At 73.6% G+C, this 20,019-nt stretch carries 17 protein-coding genes; 12 read left to right on the top strand and 5 right to left on the bottom strand.

What is annotated here, in order from left to right:
• Positions 1 to 68: 68 nt before the first annotated feature.
• A complete protein-coding gene (locus Sri02f_RS20500; RefSeq protein ID WP_245970705.1) occupies positions 69 to 2,861 on the bottom strand; it encodes a DEAD/DEAH box helicase in 2,793 nt (930 codons plus the stop codon).
• 513 nt (positions 2,862 to 3,374) lie between these two features.
• On the opposite strand from Sri02f_RS20500, the gene Sri02f_RS20495 reads away from it, so the two are divergent.
• On the top strand, positions 3,375 to 4,118 hold the full coding sequence (locus Sri02f_RS20495) for a ferritin-like fold-containing protein (protein ID WP_109002768.1): 744 nt from the start codon (positions 3,375 to 3,377) through the stop codon (positions 4,116 to 4,118).
• Positions 4,119 to 4,300: 182 nt separating this feature from the next.
• Here the strand turns inward: Sri02f_RS20495 and Sri02f_RS20490 are convergent, their stop codons facing one another.
• The 4 genes from Sri02f_RS20490 to Sri02f_RS20475 all read right to left on the bottom strand — a co-directional run bounded on the left by Sri02f_RS20490 (position 4,301) and on the right by Sri02f_RS20475 (position 6,152).
• Complete coding sequence (locus Sri02f_RS20490) at positions 4,301 to 4,570, bottom strand: hypothetical protein (RefSeq protein ID WP_109002767.1); 270 nt, start codon at positions 4,568 to 4,570, stop codon at positions 4,301 to 4,303.
• Between the two features lie 167 nt (positions 4,571 to 4,737).
• On the bottom strand, positions 4,738 to 4,965 hold the full coding sequence (locus Sri02f_RS20485) for a DUF3107 domain-containing protein (RefSeq protein ID WP_020130831.1): 228 nt from the start codon (positions 4,963 to 4,965) through the stop codon (positions 4,738 to 4,740).
• A 146-nt stretch (positions 4,966 to 5,111) separates the two neighbouring features.
• Positions 5,112 to 5,753 carry a TetR/AcrR family transcriptional regulator gene (locus tag Sri02f_RS20480; protein WP_069771643.1) on the bottom strand — a complete coding sequence of 214 codons (642 nt, stop codon included), beginning with the start codon at positions 5,751 to 5,753 and terminating at the stop codon, positions 5,112 to 5,114.
• Positions 5,754 to 5,933: 180 nt separating this feature from the next.
• The gene (locus Sri02f_RS20475; protein WP_109002766.1) at positions 5,934 to 6,152 is read right to left on the bottom strand and encodes an Rv3202a family protein; all 219 of its coding nucleotides are present in this window, start codon (positions 6,150 to 6,152) and stop codon (positions 5,934 to 5,936) included.
• A 229-nt stretch (positions 6,153 to 6,381) separates the two neighbouring features.
• Between Sri02f_RS20475 and Sri02f_RS20470 the strand changes: the two genes are divergently transcribed.
• The 11 genes from Sri02f_RS20470 (at position 6,382) to Sri02f_RS20425 (ending at position 19,988) form a co-directional block, all read left to right on the top strand.
• Positions 6,382 to 7,353 carry an alpha/beta fold hydrolase gene (locus Sri02f_RS20470; protein ID WP_109002765.1) on the top strand — a complete coding sequence of 324 codons (972 nt, stop codon included), beginning with the start codon at positions 6,382 to 6,384 and terminating at the stop codon, positions 7,351 to 7,353.
• 7 nt (positions 7,354 to 7,360) lie between these two features.
• Positions 7,361 to 8,785 carry a DUF3152 domain-containing protein gene (locus Sri02f_RS20465; protein WP_373865107.1) on the top strand — a complete coding sequence of 475 codons (1,425 nt, stop codon included), beginning with the start codon at positions 7,361 to 7,363 and terminating at the stop codon, positions 8,783 to 8,785.
• A 56-nt stretch (positions 8,786 to 8,841) separates the two neighbouring features.
• Positions 8,842 to 8,934 (top strand): Ms4533A family Cys-rich leader peptide, encoded by a 93-nt coding sequence (locus Sri02f_RS44120; RefSeq protein ID WP_359441884.1) that lies wholly within the window; start codon positions 8,842 to 8,844, stop codon positions 8,932 to 8,934.
• Positions 8,935 to 9,084: 150 nt separating this feature from the next.
• A complete protein-coding gene (locus Sri02f_RS20460; protein WP_109002763.1) occupies positions 9,085 to 10,803 on the top strand; it encodes an ABC transporter substrate-binding protein in 1,719 nt (572 codons plus the stop codon).
• A gap of 4 nt (positions 10,804 to 10,807) precedes the next feature.
• Positions 10,808 to 11,857: an ABC transporter permease gene (locus tag Sri02f_RS20455; RefSeq protein ID WP_109002762.1), complete on the top strand. Its 1,050-nt coding sequence runs from the start codon at positions 10,808 to 10,810 to the stop codon at positions 11,855 to 11,857.
• 95 nt (positions 11,858 to 11,952) lie between these two features.
• Entirely contained in the window at positions 11,953 to 12,951 is a 999-nt protein-coding gene (locus tag Sri02f_RS20450; RefSeq protein WP_109003185.1) for an ABC transporter permease, read from the top strand.
• Positions 12,948 to 14,762, top strand: coding sequence for a dipeptide ABC transporter ATP-binding protein (locus tag Sri02f_RS20445; RefSeq protein WP_109002761.1), 1,815 nt, complete (start codon positions 12,948 to 12,950; stop codon positions 14,760 to 14,762). Before Sri02f_RS20450 ends, Sri02f_RS20445 begins: the two co-directional genes overlap by 4 nt.
• A gap of 233 nt (positions 14,763 to 14,995) precedes the next feature.
• Positions 14,996 to 16,777 (top strand): DUF3492 domain-containing protein, encoded by a 1,782-nt coding sequence (locus Sri02f_RS20440; protein ID WP_109003184.1) that lies wholly within the window; start codon positions 14,996 to 14,998, stop codon positions 16,775 to 16,777.
• Entirely contained in the window at positions 16,774 to 18,015 is a 1,242-nt protein-coding gene (locus tag Sri02f_RS20435; RefSeq protein ID WP_174855678.1) for a hypothetical protein, read from the top strand. The genes Sri02f_RS20440 and Sri02f_RS20435 overlap by 4 nt, the downstream gene beginning before the upstream one ends.
• A gap of 264 nt (positions 18,016 to 18,279) precedes the next feature.
• Entirely contained in the window at positions 18,280 to 19,242 is a 963-nt protein-coding gene (locus tag Sri02f_RS20430) for an NAD-dependent epimerase/dehydratase family protein (RefSeq protein WP_109002760.1), read from the top strand.
• Positions 19,230 to 19,988: a spherulation-specific family 4 protein gene (locus Sri02f_RS20425; protein ID WP_109002759.1), complete on the top strand. Its 759-nt coding sequence runs from the start codon at positions 19,230 to 19,232 to the stop codon at positions 19,986 to 19,988. The genes Sri02f_RS20430 and Sri02f_RS20425 overlap by 13 nt, the downstream gene beginning before the upstream one ends.
• Positions 19,989 to 20,019 lie beyond the last annotated feature (31 nt).

The raw sequence follows: 20,019 nt of genomic DNA, 5'->3' as shown, positions 1-20,019 counted from the left end.
GCTCCGGGGAACGCCGACGGCCCGGCCCCTCACGAGGAGGGACCGGGCCGTCTGGTCATGCCGTTCGCTCAGCTGTCCGCGGGCTCCGCTGCGGCCGTCGCCTTGCGGGCGCGGCGCACCCGGGGCTTCGCCTCGGCCGCGGCTTCGGCCTCGGCGGGTGCCGGGGCGGTGGCGGCGGTCTTGCGGGTGCGGCGCGGCTTGGCGGGTGCCGCTTCCTGGGTGGCCTGGGCCGGGATCTCGGCGGTGGTGGCCGTCGTCTCGGGCTGGGCCGCCTTGCGGGTGGTCCGGCGGCGCGGCGTGGCCTCGGTCGCTTCGGTCGTGTCGACCGCGCTCTCCGCGGCGGCCGCCGTCTTGCGGGCCCGGCGCGGCCTGGCCACGACGGCCTCGGCGACCGGCTCGGCCTCCGCCTCCGTCGCCTTGACGGCCGCGGCGGCGGTCTTGCGCGTGCGGCGCGGCTTGGCTTCCGTGCCCTCCGCCGTGTCGACCGCGGCCTCGGCCGGAGCCGCGGCTGCCTTACGGGCGCGGCGCGGCTTGGCCTCGGCCTCGACGGCGTCCGCGGCCTGCGCGGTGACCGCGGTCGCCGCCGCGGTCTTGCGGGTGCGGCGCGGCTTGGCCTCGACGGCCTCGGCCGCGTCCACGGCGGCCTTGCGGGTGGCGCGGCGGCGTGGCGTGGTCTCCGTGCCCTCCGCCGTGTCGACGGCGACCTCGGCCGCGGCTTCGGCCTCGGCGGGTGCCGGGGCGGTGGCGGCGGTCTTGCGGGTGCGGCGCGGCTTGGCGGGTGCCGCTTCCTGGGTGGCCTGGACCGGGATCTCGGCGGTGGTGGCCGTCGTCTCGGGCTGGGCCGCCTTGCGGGTGGCGCGGCGGCGCGGCGTGGTCTCCGTGCCCTCCGCCGTGTCGACGGCGACCTCGGCCGCGACCTCGGCGGGTGCCGGGGCCGTGACCGCTGCCTTGCGCGTGCGACGCGGCTTGACCTCGGCTGCCGGAGCCTCGACTGCCTCGACCGCGGCGACTGCCTCGGTCTCGGCCGCAGCCGTCGCCTTGCGGGTCCGGCGGCGCGGCTTGGTCTGCGTGCTCTCCACGGCCTCGGCCGTGTCGACGACGGCCTCGGCCGCGGGGGCCGCGGGGGCCGCGGGGGCCTCGGAGGTCGCCGGCTCCGTCACGGTGGCGGGCGCGGCCTCGGCGCTCTTGCGGGTGCGGCGGCGGCGCGGCGTGGCCGAACCCTCCGTCGCGTCCTGCGCGGGGGCGCTCACGGTGTCCAGGGCGGGGCTCTCCACCGTCGCCACGGCGGCCACGGCGGCCTCGGCGACGGGGTCGGCGGCACTCGTCACGGTCGTCGCGGTCGTCGCGGCGATCTCCGGCGCGGACCCGTTGCGGGTACGACGACGGCGGCGCGGGGTGCGCGGACCGGCCGCCTCCTCCGCCACGGGCGTCTGCTCGGCCGGCAGAGCCTGCTCGACGGCGGCGGTCCCGGTGGGTGCGGCCGTCGCGTCGAGGGGGGAGCCGTTGCGCGTACGGCGGCGACGGCGCGGCGTGCGCGCCGAACGCTCGCGCTCGTCGGAGCGCTCCGCGGGCCGCTCGCCCGAACGCGACTCGCTCCGGCCGCCCCGGTCACCGCGGCCGCCGCGATCGCGGCCGCCCCGGTCGCTGCGACCGCGTGCGTTGCGGCCGCCCGGCTCGCCCAGGTCCTCGAGCTCCTCGGCGTCGAGCCCGGCGCGGGTGCGCTCCGCGCGCGGCAGGATGCCCTTGGTGCCGGCCGGGATGCCGAGCTCCTCGTAGAAGTGCGGGGAGGTGGAGTACGTCTCCGGCGGGTCGCTGAAGTCGAGCTCCAGCGCCTTGTTGATGAGCTGCCAGCGCGGGATGTCGTCCCAGTCGACCAGGGTGATCGCGATGCCCTTGGCGCCCGCGCGGCCGGTGCGGCCGATGCGGTGCAGGTACGTCTTCTCGTCCTCGGGGGACTGGTAGTTGATGACGTGGGTGACGCCCTCGACGTCGATGCCGCGGGCGGCGACGTCGGTGCAGACGAGGACGTCGACCTTGCCGTTGCGGAAGGCGCGCAGGGCCTGCTCGCGGGCGCCCTGGCCGAGGTCGCCGTGGACCGCGCCGGAGGCGAAGCCGCGCTGCTGGAGCTGGTCGGCGAGGTCGGCCGCCGTGCGCTTGGTACGGCAGAACACCATGACCAGGCCGCGGCCCTCGGCCTGCAGGATGCGCGCGACCATCTCGGGCTTGTCCATGTTGTGCGCGCGATACACGTGCTGCTTGGTGTTCGCCACGGTGCGGCCCGCGTCGTCGGGCGACGTGGCGTTGATGTGCGTGGGCTGCGACATGTAGCGGCGCGCGAGACCGATGACCGCACCCGGCATGGTCGCCGAGAACAGCATGGTCTGGCGCTTCGCCGGAAGCATGTTGATGATCTTCTCGACGTCGGGCAGGAAGCCCAGGTCGAGCATCTCGTCTGCCTCGTCGAGGACGAGCGACCTGATGTGCTTGAGGTCGAGCTTGCGCTGGCCCGCGAGGTCCAGCAGCCGGCCCGGGGTGCCGACGACGACGTCGACGCCCTTCTTCAGGGCCTCGACCTGCGGCTCGTAGGCGCGGCCGCCGTAGATGGCGAGGACGCGCACGTTGCGGACCTTGCCGGCGGTCAGCAGGTCGTTGGTGACCTGCGTGCAGAGCTCGCGCGTGGGGACGACGACGAGCGCCTGCGGCGCGTCCGTGAGGGACTCGGGCGCGGCGCGGCCGGCCTCGACGTCGGCGGGGACCGTCACGCGCTCGAGGAGCGGGAGGCCGAAGCCCAGCGTCTTGCCGGTGCCGGTCTTGGCCTGTCCGATGACGTCGGAGCCCGACAGGGCCACGGGGAGCGTCATCTCCTGGATGGGGAAAGCGGTGGTGATGCCGACGGCCTCCAGGGCCTCGGCGGTCTCGGAAAGGATCCCGAGCTCTCGAAACGTCGTAGTCAGGGTGCTGCCTCTTCTGTGTGCGCGGTGCGAGGCGAGCGCGGGGGGTCTTTGACGGACCGTGCCGGGGACGTCGGCGGCCTTACGGGCGAGCCGTGAAGGGCAAGCCGTTCGGCACGGGACCTCTGCCGACGCTCTAGCGCTCGTACCGCTGGAGGGTGTCCCTCTGGCCGGCGTACGCAATGTGCCGTACGAGCCATGAGGGCTGTCGGGTCGGAGCCGATCGGGCCACCGACCGGGCATCCTCATACGTGCGGCCCGTCGAATATTCGGCAGGCGCATTACCACCATACCCCGGAATCGTGCACACGCGATGGCCGATTCGGTCACGTTGTGGTTGTCACAGTGCCGGGGCCGGTCCCTTACGTCTTCGTTGTCACACTGACTGACCAGGGACTTCCACCGCGCGGGGAGCGGGCTATTGTGCGCTTCATGACGACCTCTGACAAGCCCGAGAACACCGCCGCCGCAACCGGGATCGCCGCCCAGGGCTGGGCGACGGCCGCCGCCGACCCGCAGTACCGGGCCGCCGTCGTGGACTTGCTGGGTGCGCTGGCGTACGGCGAGCTGGCGGCGTTCGAGCGGCTCGCGGAGGACGCCAAGCTGGCGCCCACGCTGGACGACAAGGCGGAGCTGGCGAAGATGGCGTCGGCCGAGTTCCACCATTTCGAGCGGCTGCGCGACCGGCTCACGGAGATCGGTGAGGGGCCGACGCTGGCGATGCAGCCGTTCGTCGCCGCGCTGGACGGCTTCCACAAGCAGACGGCCCCGTCGGACTGGCTGGAGGGCCTGGTCAAGGCGTACGTCGGCGACTCGATCGCCAGTGACTTCTACCGGGAGGTCGCGGCCCGGCTGGACAGCGACACGCGCGGCCTGGTGCTGGCGGTCCTCGACGACACCGGCCACGCCGGCTTCGCCGTGGACCGGGTGCGAGGGGCGATCGACGCGGACCCGCGGGTGGGCGGGCGGCTCGCGCTGTGGGCGCGTCGGCTGATGGGCGAGGCCCTGTCGCAGTCCCAGCGGGTGGTCGCGGACCGTGACGCGCTGTCGACGATGCTGGTGGGCGGGGTGGCGGACGGCTTCGACCTCGCCGAGGTGGGCCGGATGTTCTCCCGGATCACCGAGGCGCACACCAAGCGGATGGCGGCACTGGGGCTGGCGGCCTAGGAACCGCGCTCACCGGGCGGTTGCCGCGCCGGCGGACGGTGTCCCTGTCGGCCGGCGTCGTGGGACCGGCGTCGTGGGACCGGCGTCGTGGGTTCGGGGAGCTTTACGCGCTCCCCGCCCCGGCGCGCTCCCCGCCCGGCGGCGCCCTCATGGACCGGTGGGCTCATGGACCGGCGTCGGGGCTACGCCGGCGCTGATCGTCGCCGCCGCAGGCCCGCGGGGCGCAGCAGGAGCGAGAGCGAGGCGGCGGAGACGATCGCCGCGCCGAGGAGGCTCGGCAGAGCGGATCCGGGGCCGAGCGCGCTGTGGGTGACGAAGTCGCCGAACAGGGCTCCCGCGACGCCCGTCGCGTAGACGAGGGTGCGGACCGGCAGGCGGTGGGAGAGGCGGGTGACCGCCGCCCACGCGAGCACGACGCCGAGCACAGTGGAGCCGAGCGCTTCCAAGATCATTCAGGTCCCTCCCGGGCGGCGGGGCTGTGCACGTGGTCGTAGCCCGTCATACCCGTGACCTGCGAAATGCAATCCTCCTTCGCGAGGGGACCAGTGCGCTGTCCGTGGCGTGAACGCAGGAGGGCCCGGCGACCGCTCGGTCGCCGGGCCCTCCTGCGTTCGTTCGCCTACAGAGCGCCGAAGCCCACCTTGCGCGGGGCAGGCTCGCCCAGCTCGACGTAGGCCAGACGGTCGGCCGGAACCAGGACCTTGCGGCCGTGCTGGTCCACGAGGCTGAGCAGCTGCGACTTCCCGGCCAGGGCCTCGGCCACCACGCGCTCGACCTCCTCGGGAGTCTGACCGCTCTCCAGAACGATCTCGCGAGGCGCGTGCAGCACGCCGATCTTGACCTCCACGGCTATGTCCCTCCGACGGTCACGAGTGCGCGGGCGTCCGCGCCGTACGCTGCACACATTAGCCCGGTGAGGGGACGTGCACGGCGCGGCCGTCCACGCCAGGAGCGAACAGCGGGCGGGAACAAACGGCCGACCGCCCCTCGCGGTCAGTGCTGATCGGTTCCGTGCAGCGGGAAACCGGCGATGCCGCGCCAGGCGAGCGAGGCCAGCAGCTGGACCGCCTGGTCGCGCGGGACGCTGCGGTCGCTGTGCAGCCAGGAGCGCGCCACGACCTGTGCGAGGCCGCCCAGGCCGGAGGCGAGCAGCATCGACTCCGCGCGCGAGAGGCCGGTGTCCTCGGCGATGACCTCGCAGATCGCCTCGGCGCACTCGGTGGTGACCTTGTCGACCCGCTCGCGCACCGCGGGCTCGTTCGTCAGGTCCGACTCGAAGACCAGGCGGAACGCGCCGCCGTCGTCCTCCACGTACGCGAAGTACGCGTCCATGGTGGCCCGGACGCGCTGCTTGTTGTCGGTCGTCGAGGCGAGCGCGCCGCGCACGGCCTGGATGAGCGACTCGCAGTGCTGGTCCAGCAGGGCCAGGTACAGGTCGAGCTTGCCGGGGAAGTGCTGGTAGAGCACCGGCTTGCTGACGCCCGCCCGCTCGGCGATGTCGTCCATCGCGGCCGCGTGATAGCCCTGTGCGACGAAGACTTCCTGGGCGGCGCCCAGCAGCTGGTTCCGTCGGGCACGGCGCGGCAGGCGTGTGCCCCGCGGGCGCGCCGCCTCTGTCTGCTCGATGGCTGTCACGCCGCCTCCCTAAGTGGTCCTCATGCGGTGAGCGCCGCGCCGCCATCGTACTTTTCGGTAACCCTGGCGCGCGCGGTGCGAGCGCAGAATTTCACGGACTGGACGACGACAAAAACGGTAGAGATGGTTTCGAAACATCACGTTTCGGGCAAACTCCGGTCCCGCTCCAGCTCAGCGCAGTCAGCGATAGTCCTCCTCGTCGAGCGACACCACGCGTGCCTGTTCGACCAGATCGCCCTCGTCGGCCCGGGCGGGATCCACGTCCTCGAGGGAGTCGTCGCGCTCCGGTTTGACGTCCGTGGACTGCTCGGCGGCGTCGTTCTCCGGCGCCTCGACGTCGATCTCCCCGAAGTCGTCGTCCTCTTCGAACGTGCCCGGGTCGGTGGGGTCAACGGACATGGTGGGCTCCCTTCCTGCGGAAGTCCCTGCGAGGTGCAGGGGCCATGAACGGGTGCCCTCGGTACGAGCCTAGGAGACACCCGATTCGGACGCTATGCGATCGCTGTGCAGGGTGCCCCCGATTCGGGCCGTTATGGCGTGCACGCGGCAACGGCTCGTCATGCGTCCGGCCCGTCCGTGTGACGGCGAACACACAAAGGTGCGCGTGATCGTCTCGTAACATTGCCGCATGTCTTCGACCGAGCTGCCCTCCGTGCCGCCCACAAGCGTGCTGCCGAAGGCGACCGCGGTACGGGTCGCGGAGGGCGAGCGGCTGCGGTCGGTCGGGCTGCCGGGCGTCACGCTGACGGTGCGTTCCAGGCCGCCCGCGCGCGAGGGTCTTCCCCCGGCGCTCTACGTGCACGGTCTGGGCGGCTCCTCGCAGAACTGGTCCGCCCTGATGGCCCTGCTCGACGGGGTCGTGGCGAGCGAGGCCCTCGACCTGCCGGGCTTCGGCGACTCCCCGCCGCCGGACGACGGCGACTACTCCGTCACGGCACACGCGCGTGCCGTGATCCGCTATCTCGACTCCGCCGGGCGCGGGCCCGTCCATCTCTTCGGCAACTCCCTCGGCGGCGCGGTGTCCACGCGCGTCGCAGCGGTCCGGCCCGACCTGGTGCGCACCCTGACCCTGGTGTCTCCCGCGCTGCCGGAACTGCGGGTGCAGCGCACCGCGGTGCCCACAGGGCTGGTCGGACTGCCCGGCGTCGCCGCGCTCTTCAGCCGCTTCACCCGGGAGTGGACGGCCGAGCAGCGTGTCCGCGGCGTCATGGCGCTCTGCTACGGCGATCCCGGGCAGGTGAGCCCCGAGGCGTTCCGGCACGCGGTCGAGGAGCTGGAACGGCGGCTGCAACTGCCCTACTTCTGGGACGCGTTGACGCGCTCCACGCGCGGGTTGCTCAGCGCGTACACCCTGGGCGGTCAGCACGGGCTGTGGCGGCAGGCCGAGCGGGTCCTCGCCCCGACGCTCCTCGTCTACGGCGCCCGTGACCAGCTCGTCGGCTTCCGCATGGCGCAGCGGTCCGCCCGCGCTTTCCGCGACTCCCGGCTGCTCACCCTGCCGGACGCGGGCCACGTCGCGATGATGGAGTACCCCGAGACGGTCGCGCTGGCCTTCCGGGAGCTCCTCGGCGAGACCACGACCGAGACGTCGGGGGGCTGAGGCCGACGTGGGACGCCACAGCCGGCGTGGGCCCGTCCCCAAGGGCGGCGCCGAGGGCTCGTCCGAAGTGCCGCCACAGGGGCCCGGGCGCGGATCCCAGGGTTCCTCGGAAGGAACGTCGCACGGGTCTTCGCAGGGATCTTCGACGGGCGACCCCGGCGGCTCCCGCGTCCGCGCCCCGCACCCCGGTCACGACGGCCCCGCGGCGCACGGAGCGCCCGGCTTTCCCGGCTTTCCCGACGCGATGCCCGGCCGCGGGGTGCCGCAGGTGCGCGGCGGCCATCCCGAGCAGCGTGAAGCCGGAGGCGGCTGGGGTGAGTTGAGGGAGCGGCAGGCGGGTACCGGGCAGCCCGTGATACCGCGTCAACGACCCAACCCCGAGGGCGGCCCGCGCCAGGGCCCCCGCCCGGGCCCGCGCCAGGGCCCCCGCCAGGACTACCTCGCCGCCTTCGAGGAGGACGACGACGTCTTCGCGCGCGCCGGGATGCCTCACGCGTCCACGCGCACGCGTGAGGGGAGTCCGCCCGCCGCGGCCGCCCGCACCGTCTCCCGGGGCCCGCACCCGACCGTGTCGGTGGGCCTCGACGTGGCCGACGGGGCGGCCTCGACCGCCGTTCCGGCCCCGGCCAAGGCCGCCAAGGGGCGGACGTTCACCGGCATCGCGGCCGCCGCCGTCACCACGGTGCTGGCCGTCGTGGTGGCCGGGCAGGTCGCCGACGGGCGGGACGACACGGTCCGCCCGCAGGCGGCGGTCGACCGGGCCGGCGCCGCCGGCGACACCGCGCGCGGGGACGGCCGTCCCGCCCCGTCGGCGTCCACCGGCGCGATCGCGCTCACCTACGCGCAGAAGATGGCCGTCAGGTACCCCCTAGGCGCCCAGTTCAAGGGGTCGGGCCGGTTCGACGCGGTCCCGGGCGTCGACAAGGCCCCCGGCAAGGGCCGGAAGTACACCTATCGCGTGGACGTGGAGCAGGGCCTCGGACTCGACGGCGCGCTCTTCGCCGAAGCCGTGCAACAGACCCTCAACGACGACCGCAGCTGGGCGCACGGCGGTGCGCGCACCTTCGAGCGCATCCACTCGGGCAGACCCGACTTCGTCATCACGCTCGCCAGCCCGGGCACCACCGCCGTCTGGTGCGCCAAGTCGGGGCTGGACACCGCCGAGGACAACGTCTCCTGCGACTCGGCCGCCACCGAGCGCGTGATGATCAACGCCTACCGGTGGGCGCAGGGCTCGAAGACCTTCGGCGACGAGATGTACGCCTACCGGCAGATGCTGATCAACCACGAGGTCGGTCACCGCCTCGGCTTCGGCCACGTCACCTGCGACAAGGACGGCGAGCTCGCGCCGGTCATGCAGCAGCAGACGAAATTCCTCGACCACGACGGGATCCACTGTCTGCCCAATCCCTGGGCCTTCCCCGGGAGTTGACGGACGGCGGCGGGATCACATTGACATGCGCAGAAAGTTCGACCATATTTCTGCGCATGTCGCCCCGTCCCGCCCCTGCGTGCGCCGCCATCGAGCTGGCGCTCATCGGTGTGACCGTGATCTGCGTGGCCGACATCCTCTGTAGCTGACGCCCCGCCTCTGGCGTTCGCGTCGCGATTTCTCTCCCTTCACCGTGGCCTGGCCACGGCTCTTTCGACGACCTGACGCCGGGCAGACGTCTGCTCCTCTTCGTCTCACCCCTCGTCGCTATGTCTCATTATTTGAGAGGTCGTTCTCCGATGCGTCAACCGCCCCTTACCGCGCGCCGCGTGGCCGCGGCATCCATAGGCCTGCTGGTGGCAGCCGGCGCCGCAGCCTGCGGGCCGGAAGACAACGATGCCAAGACCTCCGGCGGCGGCTCCGCACCCCACCAGGGCGGCACGCTGACGATCCTGAACCGCAACCCCCAGCAGGACTTCGACCCCGCCCGGCTGTACACCTCCGGCGGCGGCAAGGTGCCCACCCTGGTCTTCCGCACGCTCACCACGCGCAACCGCGAGAACGGCGCCGCAGGCGCCCAGGTCGTCCCCGACCTCGCCACCGACACCGGGCGGCCGAACAAAGACGCCACCGTGTGGACGTACACCCTCAAGGAGGGGCTGAAGTACGAGGACGGGAGCGCGATCACCTCCGCCGACGTCAAGTACGGCATCGAGCGGTCGTTCGCGCCCGAGCTCTCCGGCGGCGCGCCCTACCTGCGGGACTGGCTGGTCGGCGCGGCCGGCTACCAGGGGCCGTACAAGGACCCGAAGGGCCTCGCCGCCATCGAGACGCCCGACGCCCGCACCATCGTCTTCCATCTGAACAAGCCCGAGGGCGAGTTCCCCTACCTGGCCACCCAGACCCAGTTCGCGCCCGTGCCGAAGGCCAAGGACACCGGTACCAAGTACGAGGAGCACCCCGTCTCGTCCGGGCCCTACAAGGTCGTCAGGAACGACAACGACGGCGAGCGGCTCACCCTGGAACGCAACACGTTCTGGTCCGCGAAGACGGACGCCGAGCGCAAGGCCTACCCCGACCGGATCGAGGTGCGGTCCGGACTCGACTCCTCCGTGATCAACCAGCGGCTGTCCGCGTCCCAGGGGGCGGACGCCACGGCCATCACCACGGACACCAACCTCGGCCCGGCCGAGCTCGCCAAGGTCAGCGGCGACAAGAAGCTCGCCGCCCGCGTCGGCACCGGCCGCTTCGGCTACACGAACTACCTCGCGTTCAACCCGCGCGTGAAGCCGTTCGACGACATACGGGTGCGCCAGGCGATCTCGTACGCCCTCGACCGGTCCTCGGTCGTCAACGCGGCCGGCGGTTCGTCGCTGGCGGAGGCCGCCACGACGTTCCTGCCGAACCAGAAGTCCTTCGGCTACGAGCCTTACGACCTCTTCCCGGCCGGCGCGACCGGCGACGCCGCGAAGGCGAAGGAACTGCTGAAGGAGGCCGGCCACGCCAGCGGGCTGACCGTCACCCTCACCCACTCCAACAGCCAGGACTTCGAGACCAGTCCGGAGATCGCGACCGCGATCCAGGACGCGCTCAAGAAGGCCGGCATCACGGTCAAGCTGCAGGGGCTGGAGGACAACGACTACTCCGACACGATCCACGACGTGAAGACCGAACCGGGCTTCTTCCTCGCCCACTGGGGCGCCGACTGGCCTTCCGGCGGCCCCTTCCTCGCCCCGATCTTCGACGGCCGGCAGATCGTCGAGGACGGTGCGAACTTCAACACCGGCTTCCTCGACGACAAGTCCGTCAATGCCGAGATTGACGCGATCAACAAGTTGACGGATCTTGACGCGGCCGCCAAGAGGTGGGGTGCACTGGACAAGAAGATCGGCGAACAGGCGCTGACCGTGCCGCTGTTCCACCCGGTCTACAAGCGCCTGTACGGCGCGGACGTCCGCAACATCGTCATCAGCGACTGGGACGGCGTCCTGGACCCCTCGCAGGTCGCGGTCAAGTAGCACCGTGAGCGAGACAGTCACCAAGGCGGCCGCCGAGGCCGTCGTCGCCGCCCAGGTCACCGGGACGGACCCCGCGTCCGTCCCGGCGACCACGGGGGCCCGACAGTTCCGGCGGCGGCTGCGGACGCAGCGCGCCGCCCTCGTCGCGGCGTGCGTCGTCGCGCTGCTCGTCCTGGTCGCGCTCGCCGCGCCGCTGCTCACCGCGCTCGAAGGCCAGGACCCGACCACCTACCACCCCTCCCTCATCGACTCCGCGCGCGGAGGCGTGCCCGTCGGGCCGCTCGGCGGGGCCGACGGCGACCACTGGCTGGGCGTCGAGCCGCAGACCGGCCGCGACCTGTTCGCCCGGCTCGTCTACGGCGCCCGGGTCTCGCTGGGCGTCGCACTGGCCGCGACCGTGTTCCAGGTGGCCATCGGCGTCACCATGGGCATCGCCGCCGCCCTCGGCCGACGATGGGTTGATCAACTGTTGAGCAGGATCACCGACGTCTTCGTCGCCCTGCCGCTGATGATCATGTCGCTGGCGCTGCTCGCGATCGTCCCGGCGAGCTTTCCCCGGCCCGTCCTGGTCACCCTGGTCATCGGCCTGCTCTCCTGGGGCAACATCGCCAAGGTGGTGCGCGCGCAGACCCTCACCCTCAAGGAGCTCGACCACGTGTCCGCGGCCCGCCTCAGCGGCTGGGGCCCGTGGCGCATCGCACGCCGCGAACTGCTGCCCGGCCTCGCCGCCCCCGTCATCACGTACGCGGCCCTGCTGGTGCCGCAGAACATCACCGTCGAGGCCGCCCTGTCCTTCCTCGGCGTCGGAGTGAAGCCGCCCACGCCGTCCTGGGGGCAGATGCTCACCGCCGCCGACGTCTGGTACCAGGCGGCCCCGCAGTACCTGCTGCTGCCCGCCGGCGCGCTCTTCGTGACCGTCCTCGCGCTGACCGTGCTCGGCGACGGGGTGCGCACGGCCCTCGACCCGCGGGCGGCCTCCCGGCTGCGGGTGGGCACGGGGCGCAGACGGGAGAACAAGGCCGCCGCGGCCGCGGAGCAGGGGGTGTCCTCATGAGCCGCCTCAGCGCTCTCAAGGGCCTCAGCAGCCTCAGCGGTCTCAGCGGTCTCAAGGACATCAACGGCCTCAGGGGCCTCAGCGGGTTCGCCGTCCTGAGCGGGTTCGGCGGCTTCCTGGTGCGCCGGGCGGTCGGCGTGGTCCTCACCCTGTTCGCCGTCTCGGTGATCGTCTACGTCGTCTTCTACGTCACCCCGGGAAACGTCGCCCAGATCACCTGCGGTCCGCGCTGCTCGCCCGAACAGGTTCACCAGGTCGCTCAGCAACTGCGCCTGAACGACCCCCTGTACGTGCGCTACTGGCACTTCCTGGAGGGACTGGTCGCCGGCCAGGACTACTCGACCGGCACCTCCGTGGAGCACTGCGCGGCGCCCTGCCTGGGGCTGTCCTACCAGAGCGACCAGCAGGTCACCGGGCTGATCCTGACCAAGCTGCCGGTGAGCCTGTCCCTCGTCTTCGGCGCGATGGTGCTGTGGCTGGTCCTCGGCGTCGGCACCGGAGTCCTCTCGGCCTGGCGGCGGGGCCGGCCCACCGAGCGCGTGCTGACCGCCGTCACCCTCGCCGGCACGGCCACACCCGTCTTCGTCATCGGCCTGATCCTGATGATCGTCGTCTGCGGAGAGCTGCAACTGCTGCCCTTCCCGCAGTACGTGAACCTCACGGACGATCCCGAGCAGTGGGCCTGGAACCTGCTCCTGCCCTGGCTCTCGCTCGCCCTCATCGAGGCGGCGTCCTTCGCCCGGCTGACCAGGGCGGCGATGCTGGAGACCCTCGCCGAGGACCACGTGCGGACCTTCCGCGCGTACGGCGTCGCCGAGCGGTCGATCATCGCGCGGCACGCCCTGCGCGGGGCGTTCGCGCCGGTCATCGCGCTGAACGCGAACAACTTCGGCTCCGCGGTCGGCGGTGCGGTGCTCACCGAGACCCTCTTCGGGCTCCCCGGGATCGGACAGGAACTGGTGCACGCGGTCAACGTCGTCGATCTGCCGGTGGTCGTCGGCATGGTCCTGGTCATCGGCTTCTTCGTGGTCCTCGCCAACGCCGTCGCGGACGTCCTGTACGCGCTGGCCGACCGACGGGTGGTGCTCGCATGAGCCTGGTGGACGTCACCGATCTGACGGTCGAGTTCGGCGCCCTGCGCGCCGTCGACGGCCTCTCCTTCCGTCTGGCGCAGGGCGCGGCCCTCGCCCTGGTCGGCGAGTCCGGCTCCGGCAAGTCCACGGTCGCCTCGGCCCTGCTGGGGCTGCACCGGGGGACCGGGGCCGTGGTCGGCGGCTCGGTGCGGGTCGCCGGGACCGACGTACGGGCCGCGTCCGAGGAGGAGCTGCGGCGGTTGCGCGGCGGCCGGGCGGCGATGGTCTTCCAGGACCCGCTGTCCTCCCTCGACCCTTACTATGCGATCGGCGACCAGATCGCCGAGGTGCATCGCGTGCACACGCGTGTGTCGCGTCGTGCGGCACGCGCGCGTGCGGTGCGGGTGCTGGAGCGGGTGGGCATCCCGGACGCGGCTCGGCGCTCCCGGTCGCGGCCGCACGAGTTCAGCGGCGGCATGCGCCAGCGCGCCCTGATCGCCATGGCGCTGGCCTGCGAGCCCGACCTGCTGATCGCCGACGAGCCGACCACCGCGCTCGACGTGACCGTCCAGGCCCAGATCCTGGACCTGCTGCACACCCTGCGCGAGGAGACCGGCATGGGGCTGCTGCTGGTCACCCATGACGTGGGCGTCGCCGCCGAGAGCGTCGACGACGTGCTGGTGATGCGGCACGGGAAGCTCGTCGAACAGGGACCGGCGGGGACCGTCCTGGCGGCCCCCGCGCACGCCTACACCCGCGAACTGCTCGCGGCCGTACCCCGGGTGCACGTCCGCCGCGAGGCCGAGACGTTGGAAAGCCGAGCCCCCGGAAGCGGGGACCCGGCGGCCCTGGGGCAGGGAGGAACGGGTCACGAGAGCGTGGGCAGGCCCGCGGAGACGGAGGACGTGCGGCAGCCGGACGGACCCTCGGCGGACGCCTCGGACGAGCCCGCTGAGGCCGCTGAAGCCGCTGAGACCGCTGAGGTCGCCGAGACCGCCGAGACCACTGAGGCCGCCGAGACCGCCGAGGTCGTCCTGGAGGCGAGCGGTCTGCGCCGTGAGTTCGGGCGCGGGAGGCGTGCCTTCGCGGCCGTGGACGGCGTCTCCCTGACGGTCCGGCGGGGCGAGACCCTCGGTGTCGTCGGGGAGAGCGGCAGCGGCAAGACGACGCTGGGCCGGATGCTGGTCGGACTGCTGGAGCCGACGGAGGGCGAGGTGCGCTACCGGGGACGGGCGCGGGCCGGGGTGGACCCGACCGTGCAGATGGTCTTCCAGGACCCCGTCTCCTCCCTCAACCCCCGCCGCAGCGTGGGCGAGTCCATCGCCGACCCGCTCCGCGCGCGGGGCGAGAAGGACGAGGCGCGGATCAGGCGGCGCGTGACGGAACTGCTGGAGCGCGTGGGGCTCGAGGCGGCGCACTACGACCGCTACCCGCACGAGTTCAGCGGGGGCCAGCGCCAACGCGTGGGCATCGCGCGGGCGCTCGCGGCCGACCCGCGGGTCATCGTCTGCGACGAGCCGGTCTCGGCGCTCGACGTGACGACCCAGGCCCAGGTCGTCGCCCTGCTCGGCGAGTTGCAGCGCGAACTCGGGCTCGCCCTGGTCTTCGTCGCCCACGACCTGGCCGTGGTGCGCCAGGTCAGCGACCGGGTCGCGGTGATGCGTCGGGGCCGCGTCGTGGAGGAGGGACCCGCCGACGAGGTGTACGAGTCACCACGGGACCCGTACACCCGGCAGCTGCTGGACGCCGTACCGGCGCTCGATCCTGCGGTCGCGGCCCGGCGACGCGCGCGGCGGCGGAGCACGGAGCGACGGGAGCCCGCCCTGACGTGACGCGCGCCGTGCGGGCCGTGGTGTACGTGACGTGATGTGACGTAACGTTTCGCGGTCGAATGATCTCTTAGCGCGACCGAACGCGACCTGCACGGGAAAGTTACGTCCGTTCACCCCTTTTGGTGGTGCGATGGACAACCGTCCGTCGTACCACCGCCTTGTCCGCATACGTTCGTCCCGCTGCGAGCCGTCGGGTCAACGGCGGCTCCCCAAACGGGAGATCGGGGGTGCGCGTGCGCATCGGACTGCTTACGGAGGGCGGCTATCCGTATGTGAGCGGTGAGGCCGGGGTCTGGTGCGACCGGCTCGTGCGCGGGCTCGGGCAGCACCGGTTCGACGTCTACGCTCTCAGCCGGGCCGAACACCAGGAGGAAGCCGGCCGGGTCGCGCTTCCGCCGCAGGTCGGCCGGGTGCGCACGGCGCCGCTGTGGAGGGCCGAGGAGGACGGGGTCGCCTACGGGCGGCGCGCGCGCCGGCGTTTCGCGCAGTGTTACGAGGAGGTGGCGGCCGTCCTGTGCGAGGGCGGATCCCCGGACGCGACGGCTTCTTCCGGAGCCGGTTGCACCGCTCAGGCGGACCGTTTCGCCAATGCGCTGTACGGCCTCGCCGAGCTCGCCCGGGACGAGGGCGGACTCGTGGGGGCGCTCCGTTCCGAGGGCGCGGTGCGCGCCCTGGAACGCGCCTGTCGCGCGCCCGGCGCGCTGCGCACGGCGCGCGAGGCGCGCGTACCCGATCTGCTCGCCGTCGCGGCCCACCTCGAACGCGCCCTGCGCCCCCTCTCGCTCGACTGGTACGACGACCACGGCCGCGGGGGCGGCGGCGAGGGCGAGGGCTTGGGCGCCGTCGACCTGTGCCATGCCACGTCCGGCGGCGCGGCGGCCCTGCCGGGACTGCTCGCCCGGCACTTCTTCGATGTGCCGCTCCTGGTGACCGAGTACGGGGTGCGGCTGCGCACGCACTACCTGAGCGCGGGCGGCTCCCCGTCGCCCGCGGGCGACGGGAGCATGCCTTCCGCCGAGGCCGCACCCGCCGTGCGCGCCCTGCTCGCCGCCCTCCACGGCCGGCTCGCGGCAGAGGTCTACCGGCAGGCTGCCTGCGTCACGCCGGGCAACGCACACGCCCGCCGCTGGCAGGAGCGCTGCGGCGCCGACCGCGCCAAACTGCGCACCGTGTACCCCGGGATGGACGCGTCCCGCTTCGCCGAGGTCGGCGACGCCCCGGACGCGGCCGACCCGTACACCCTCGTCTGGGTGGGCCGCGTGGAGCCCGCGAAGGACCTGGTCTCCCTGCTGCACGCCTTCGCGGAGATCCGGAAGGAGGAGCCCAGGGCTCGCCTGCGGATCGTCGGCGCCGCGGCCGGCGCGGAAGGCCGGGCCTACCTCGGCCACTGCAGGATGCTGGCCGCGCAGCTCTTCCCCGACGAGGCGGACGGACCGCACTGCGTCGGCGACAACCCGGTGTCCTTCGAGGAGGTCGGCGACCCGGAGGCCCCCACCGTCGCCGACGTGTACGCGTCCGGTGCGGTGGTCGTGCTGTCCAGCGTCGTCGAGGGGTTCCCGGTCGGTCTGGTCGAGGCGATGTTCTGCGGCCGCGCGACCGTGTCCACCGACGTGGGCGCGGTGGTCGAGGTCATCGGCGGCACCGGGCTGGTCGTCCCGCCGCGCAATCCCCGGGCGCTCGCGGAGACGTGCGCGGCGCTGCTGCGCGACCCCGAGCGCCGTGCGCGCCTGGGCGCGGCCGCCCGCGCTCGCGCCCTCGAACTGTTCACCGTCGAGCAGAACGTGGCGGCCTTCCACGGCATCTACCTGGAGCTCGTCTCCCAGGCCCCGGTGAGCCCGTACGTCTTCGACGACGACGGCGAGCCCCGGCCGTTCGCCGTCCCGGCCGAGGCGCGCCTGCCCGGCCTGTGGATCGACCTGGCCGCGCGAGGCGCCGCCCGGCACGGGCCGCCCTGGGCGGCGGGACCGCCGGTACGAGGGGCCTCGTCGGTCGCCGCCACGGAGGGAGCACGATGAGCGGGCTCGGCGAACTGGACCGGCCAGGGGCATCGGGCGGCCCCGACACCGGCCCCGACGCACGCTTCGACGCAGGCCTCGACGCGCGCCCCGACGCCCGCTCCGACGCGGGTGTCGGCCCCGACCGCCGCGGGCCGGTCGGTGCCCGCCGTGCGGCGGCTGATCCGGTGAAGGCCCTGATGCACCGTCACCGCGAACTGTGCGAACGGGCCGTCGACCCCCTGGAGATCGCGGCCGGCCTGGAGGCGCACGGGGTCACCGACCGCACCGCGGCGCGCTTTCGGCACCGGGACGTCTTCTCCCTCGCCGAGGAGATGTACGCCCGCGTGCCCCGTGACGCCGACGCGCCCCCGCCCGCCGTGCCCCCCGCCCCACCCCGGCCCCGACTGGACCGGGCGCTGCTCACCCTCCTGCCGGGGGCCCTGTGCGCCGCGGCCTTGACCGGAGTACGCCTCACCGACGGGCGGACCTGCCTCCTCGTCGCCGCCACGGGCCTCCTCGCCGTGGCGCTCGCCGTGCACGCGACGCTGCGCCGGGGCCCCCTGAGCGGGCCCCGCCGTGCCCACCACGGCCTGCGGACCGAGGCCTGGACCTGCTGGCTCATCGGCTACACCGCCCTCGGCGACGGCCTGCTGCGCGCCGCCGTCGACGGCGGCCCCGACGCCCTGCCCGACGGCACGTCCGGCGGCCCCTGGCCGTTCGCCGCCGCCCCCCTGCTGACTCTCACCCTGGCCTGCGCGCCCGCGGCCTGGAGCGCCCACTTCCTCGCCGTGCGGGCCCGCCGCCGCCTGAACTCCAGCCGTGGCCTGGAGGAGTTCGCGGCCGGTGTGCAGCCGCTGCTGCTCGCCGCCCTCGCCCTGTTCCTGTGCGCGCTCACCGCCCTGACCGCCCTGTGCGCCGCCGTGCTGGGCGAGCCCGCCGACTACGCCCCCGTCCTCACCCTGGGGGCCCTCCTCTTCCTCGCCCGCCTTCTCACCGTGCACGGCTTCTCCCACGCCCCGGCCGTCGTCATCGCGGGCGTCGGAGCGGCGGAGGTGCTCGCCCCGGCCACCGTCTTCGCGGGCCGCCTGCCCGGATGCGGCTTCCTGGCCACACCCGTCGAGAGCCTCTTGGCCGAATGGGGCCCGGCCGGCATCCCCGCCCTCGTCTGCGCGAGCGCCGCCCTGATCCTGCTGATCCACGCGTCCCGGACGCTGACCAGGGCCTCCGCCCACGTCCGATCGGACCAGCCGTGCTGAACCGAGCCCGCCATCGCCCGCACCTCCGGCCGCCTCGCGTGACGCAGCCCCCACCGTGCCCCGCGGGCACGACGCGCGCGTGCCTCCACCCGGCCGCAACCCACCGCAACACCCTCGAAGGAGAGACCAGATGACCACCTCCCGATCCGGAGCGACCGGTGCCACCGGTGCCACCGGGGCACCCGCGGTCGCCGGAGCACACGGGGTGACCGGAGCACCCACGGCCCCCGCTACCGCCGCGACGCACACCCCGGGAGCGGCACGATGAGGGTCCTGCTGATCGGAGCCAACGGCTACCTCGGCCGGTTCGTCGCCGACCGTCTGCTCGCCGACCCGGCCGTCCAGCTCACCGCGCTCGGCCGCGGCGACGACGCCGACGTCCGCTTCGACCTCGCGTCCGGCAGCCCCGGCGCGCTCACCCGGTTCCTCGACGCGGTCCACCCCCAGGTCGTCGTCAACTGCGCGGGCACCACCCGCGGCGGCGCCCGCGAGCTCACCCGGCACAACACCGTCGCCGTCGCCACCGTCTGCGAGGCCCTGCGCCGCAGCGGCTGCGGCGCCCGGCTGGTGCAGATCGGCTGCGGCGCCGAGTACGGCCCGAGCCAGCCCGGCTCCTCCACCGCCGAGGACGCCGTGCCGCGCCCCGGCGGCCCGTACGGCGTCAGCAAACTCGCCGCCACCGAACTCGTGCTCGGCTCCGGTCTGGACGCCGTCGTGCTCCGGGTGTTCTCGCCCGCGGGCCCCGGCACGCCCGCCGGCTCCCCGCTGGGCCGGCTCGCCGAGGCCATGCGCCGCGCGATGCAGTCCGGGGACGGCGAGCTCAAGCTCGGCGGCCTCGGCGTCCAGCGCGACTTCATCGACGTCCGGGACGTCGCCCGAGCCGTGCACGCGGCCTCCCTCTCCGCCGCGCAGGGCGTCATCAACATCGGTTCGGGTCGCGCCGTCCGGCTGCGCGACACCGCCGCGGTCCTCGCGCGCGTGGCCGGGTACGGCGGCGCCCTCCACGAACTCGACGGCCCGCCCGGCGGGCACCTCAGGAGCGCCATCGGGCATCCCCGCCTCGAAGCCGACCATGCCGGGCCGGTCGCGTACCCGTATCCGGACGGCTGCGGCAGCTGGCAGCAGGCAGATGTGCGCACGGCCCGCGACCGGCTCGGCTGGCGGCCCCGCATCAACCTCGAGGAGTCCCTGGCCGACATCTGGATGGAGGCGGCATGTCGTATCTGACCGGTAGACCGGCGGGCACCGCGAGCGCCGGCGCCACCGACGTCCGCACCGGCCTCGGCGTCCCGGGCCTCGCGCACCCCCTTCTCGCACCGGCCGAGTGGGCCGAGCTCGCCCGCCCCGGCCGGCCGCTGCACTGGGTCGTCCTCGACGTCGCCGACGGGCCCGGCGTCCGGCCCGACCCGCGCTGCCTGGAGTCCGCGGGCCGACTGCGCAACGCGGGCGTCCGCGTCCTCGGACGCCTCGACCTCCGCCACGGCGCCCGCGCCTTCGCCGAGGTGATCTCCGACGCACGGCGTCATCTCGGCTGGTACCAGGTCGACGGCTTCCTCCTGGACCGCTGTCCGGCCGAGCGGGCCGTGCTCCCCGCGGTGCGCCGCACGACCGACACGCTCCGGACGCTCCATGACACGCCCCACCTCGTCCTGGGACACGGAGCCCACCCTTATCCCGGCTACGCCGAGCACGCCGACCAGTTGGTCACCTTCCGCGGCCCCTGGACCGACTACCGCTGGTCGCAGGTGGCGGAGTGGACCGCCGAGCATCCGCCCGAGCGCTTCTGCCACCTCGTGCACGGGGTGCCGCGCTGTCATCTCGACGAGGCGCTGCGCATCGCCCGCTGGCAGGGCGCGGGGACGATCTGGTTCACCGACGGCCCCGACCGCGCGGGCCTGGCCGACCCCTGGGAGACCATGCCCGGCTACTGGGACGACATCGTCTCGCGCATTGGAACAGGTGTCTCGGAATGAAGAAGGCCGTGGCAGTGTTACGGGGAGAACA

Source organism: Streptomyces rishiriensis (assembly GCF_003112535.1).
In the GTDB taxonomy this organism is placed as follows: domain Bacteria; phylum Actinomycetota; class Actinomycetes; order Streptomycetales; family Streptomycetaceae; genus Streptomyces; species Streptomyces rishiriensis.
The sequence above is the reverse complement of the archived record's forward strand: the minus strand, read 5'-3'. Positions and strand labels throughout refer to the sequence as shown.

Coding starts and splice junctions, on each gene's coding strand:
- Sri02f_RS20500 (WP_245970705.1), bottom strand. CDS start 2,861: ATGACGCTCCCCGTGGCCCTGTCGGGCTCCGACGTCATCGGACAGGCC.
- Sri02f_RS20490 (WP_109002767.1), bottom strand. CDS start 4,570: ATGATCTTGGAAGCGCTCGGCTCCACTGTGCTCGGCGTCGTGCTCGCG.
- Sri02f_RS20475 (WP_109002766.1), bottom strand. CDS start 6,152: ATGTCCGTTGACCCCACCGACCCGGGCACGTTCGAAGAGGACGACGAC.
- Sri02f_RS20470 (WP_109002765.1), top strand. CDS start 6,382: ATGTCTTCGACCGAGCTGCCCTCCGTGCCGCCCACAAGCGTGCTGCCG.
- Sri02f_RS44120 (WP_359441884.1), top strand. CDS start 8,842: ATGTCGCCCCGTCCCGCCCCTGCGTGCGCCGCCATCGAGCTGGCGCTC.
- Sri02f_RS20460 (WP_109002763.1), top strand. CDS start 9,085: ATGCGTCAACCGCCCCTTACCGCGCGCCGCGTGGCCGCGGCATCCATA.
- Sri02f_RS20445 (WP_109002761.1), top strand. CDS start 12,948: ATGAGCCTGGTGGACGTCACCGATCTGACGGTCGAGTTCGGCGCCCTG.
- Sri02f_RS20435 (WP_174855678.1), top strand. CDS start 16,774: ATGAGCGGGCTCGGCGAACTGGACCGGCCAGGGGCATCGGGCGGCCCC.
- Sri02f_RS20430 (WP_109002760.1), top strand. CDS start 18,280: ATGAGGGTCCTGCTGATCGGAGCCAACGGCTACCTCGGCCGGTTCGTC.
- Sri02f_RS20425 (WP_109002759.1), top strand. CDS start 19,230: ATGTCGTATCTGACCGGTAGACCGGCGGGCACCGCGAGCGCCGGCGCC.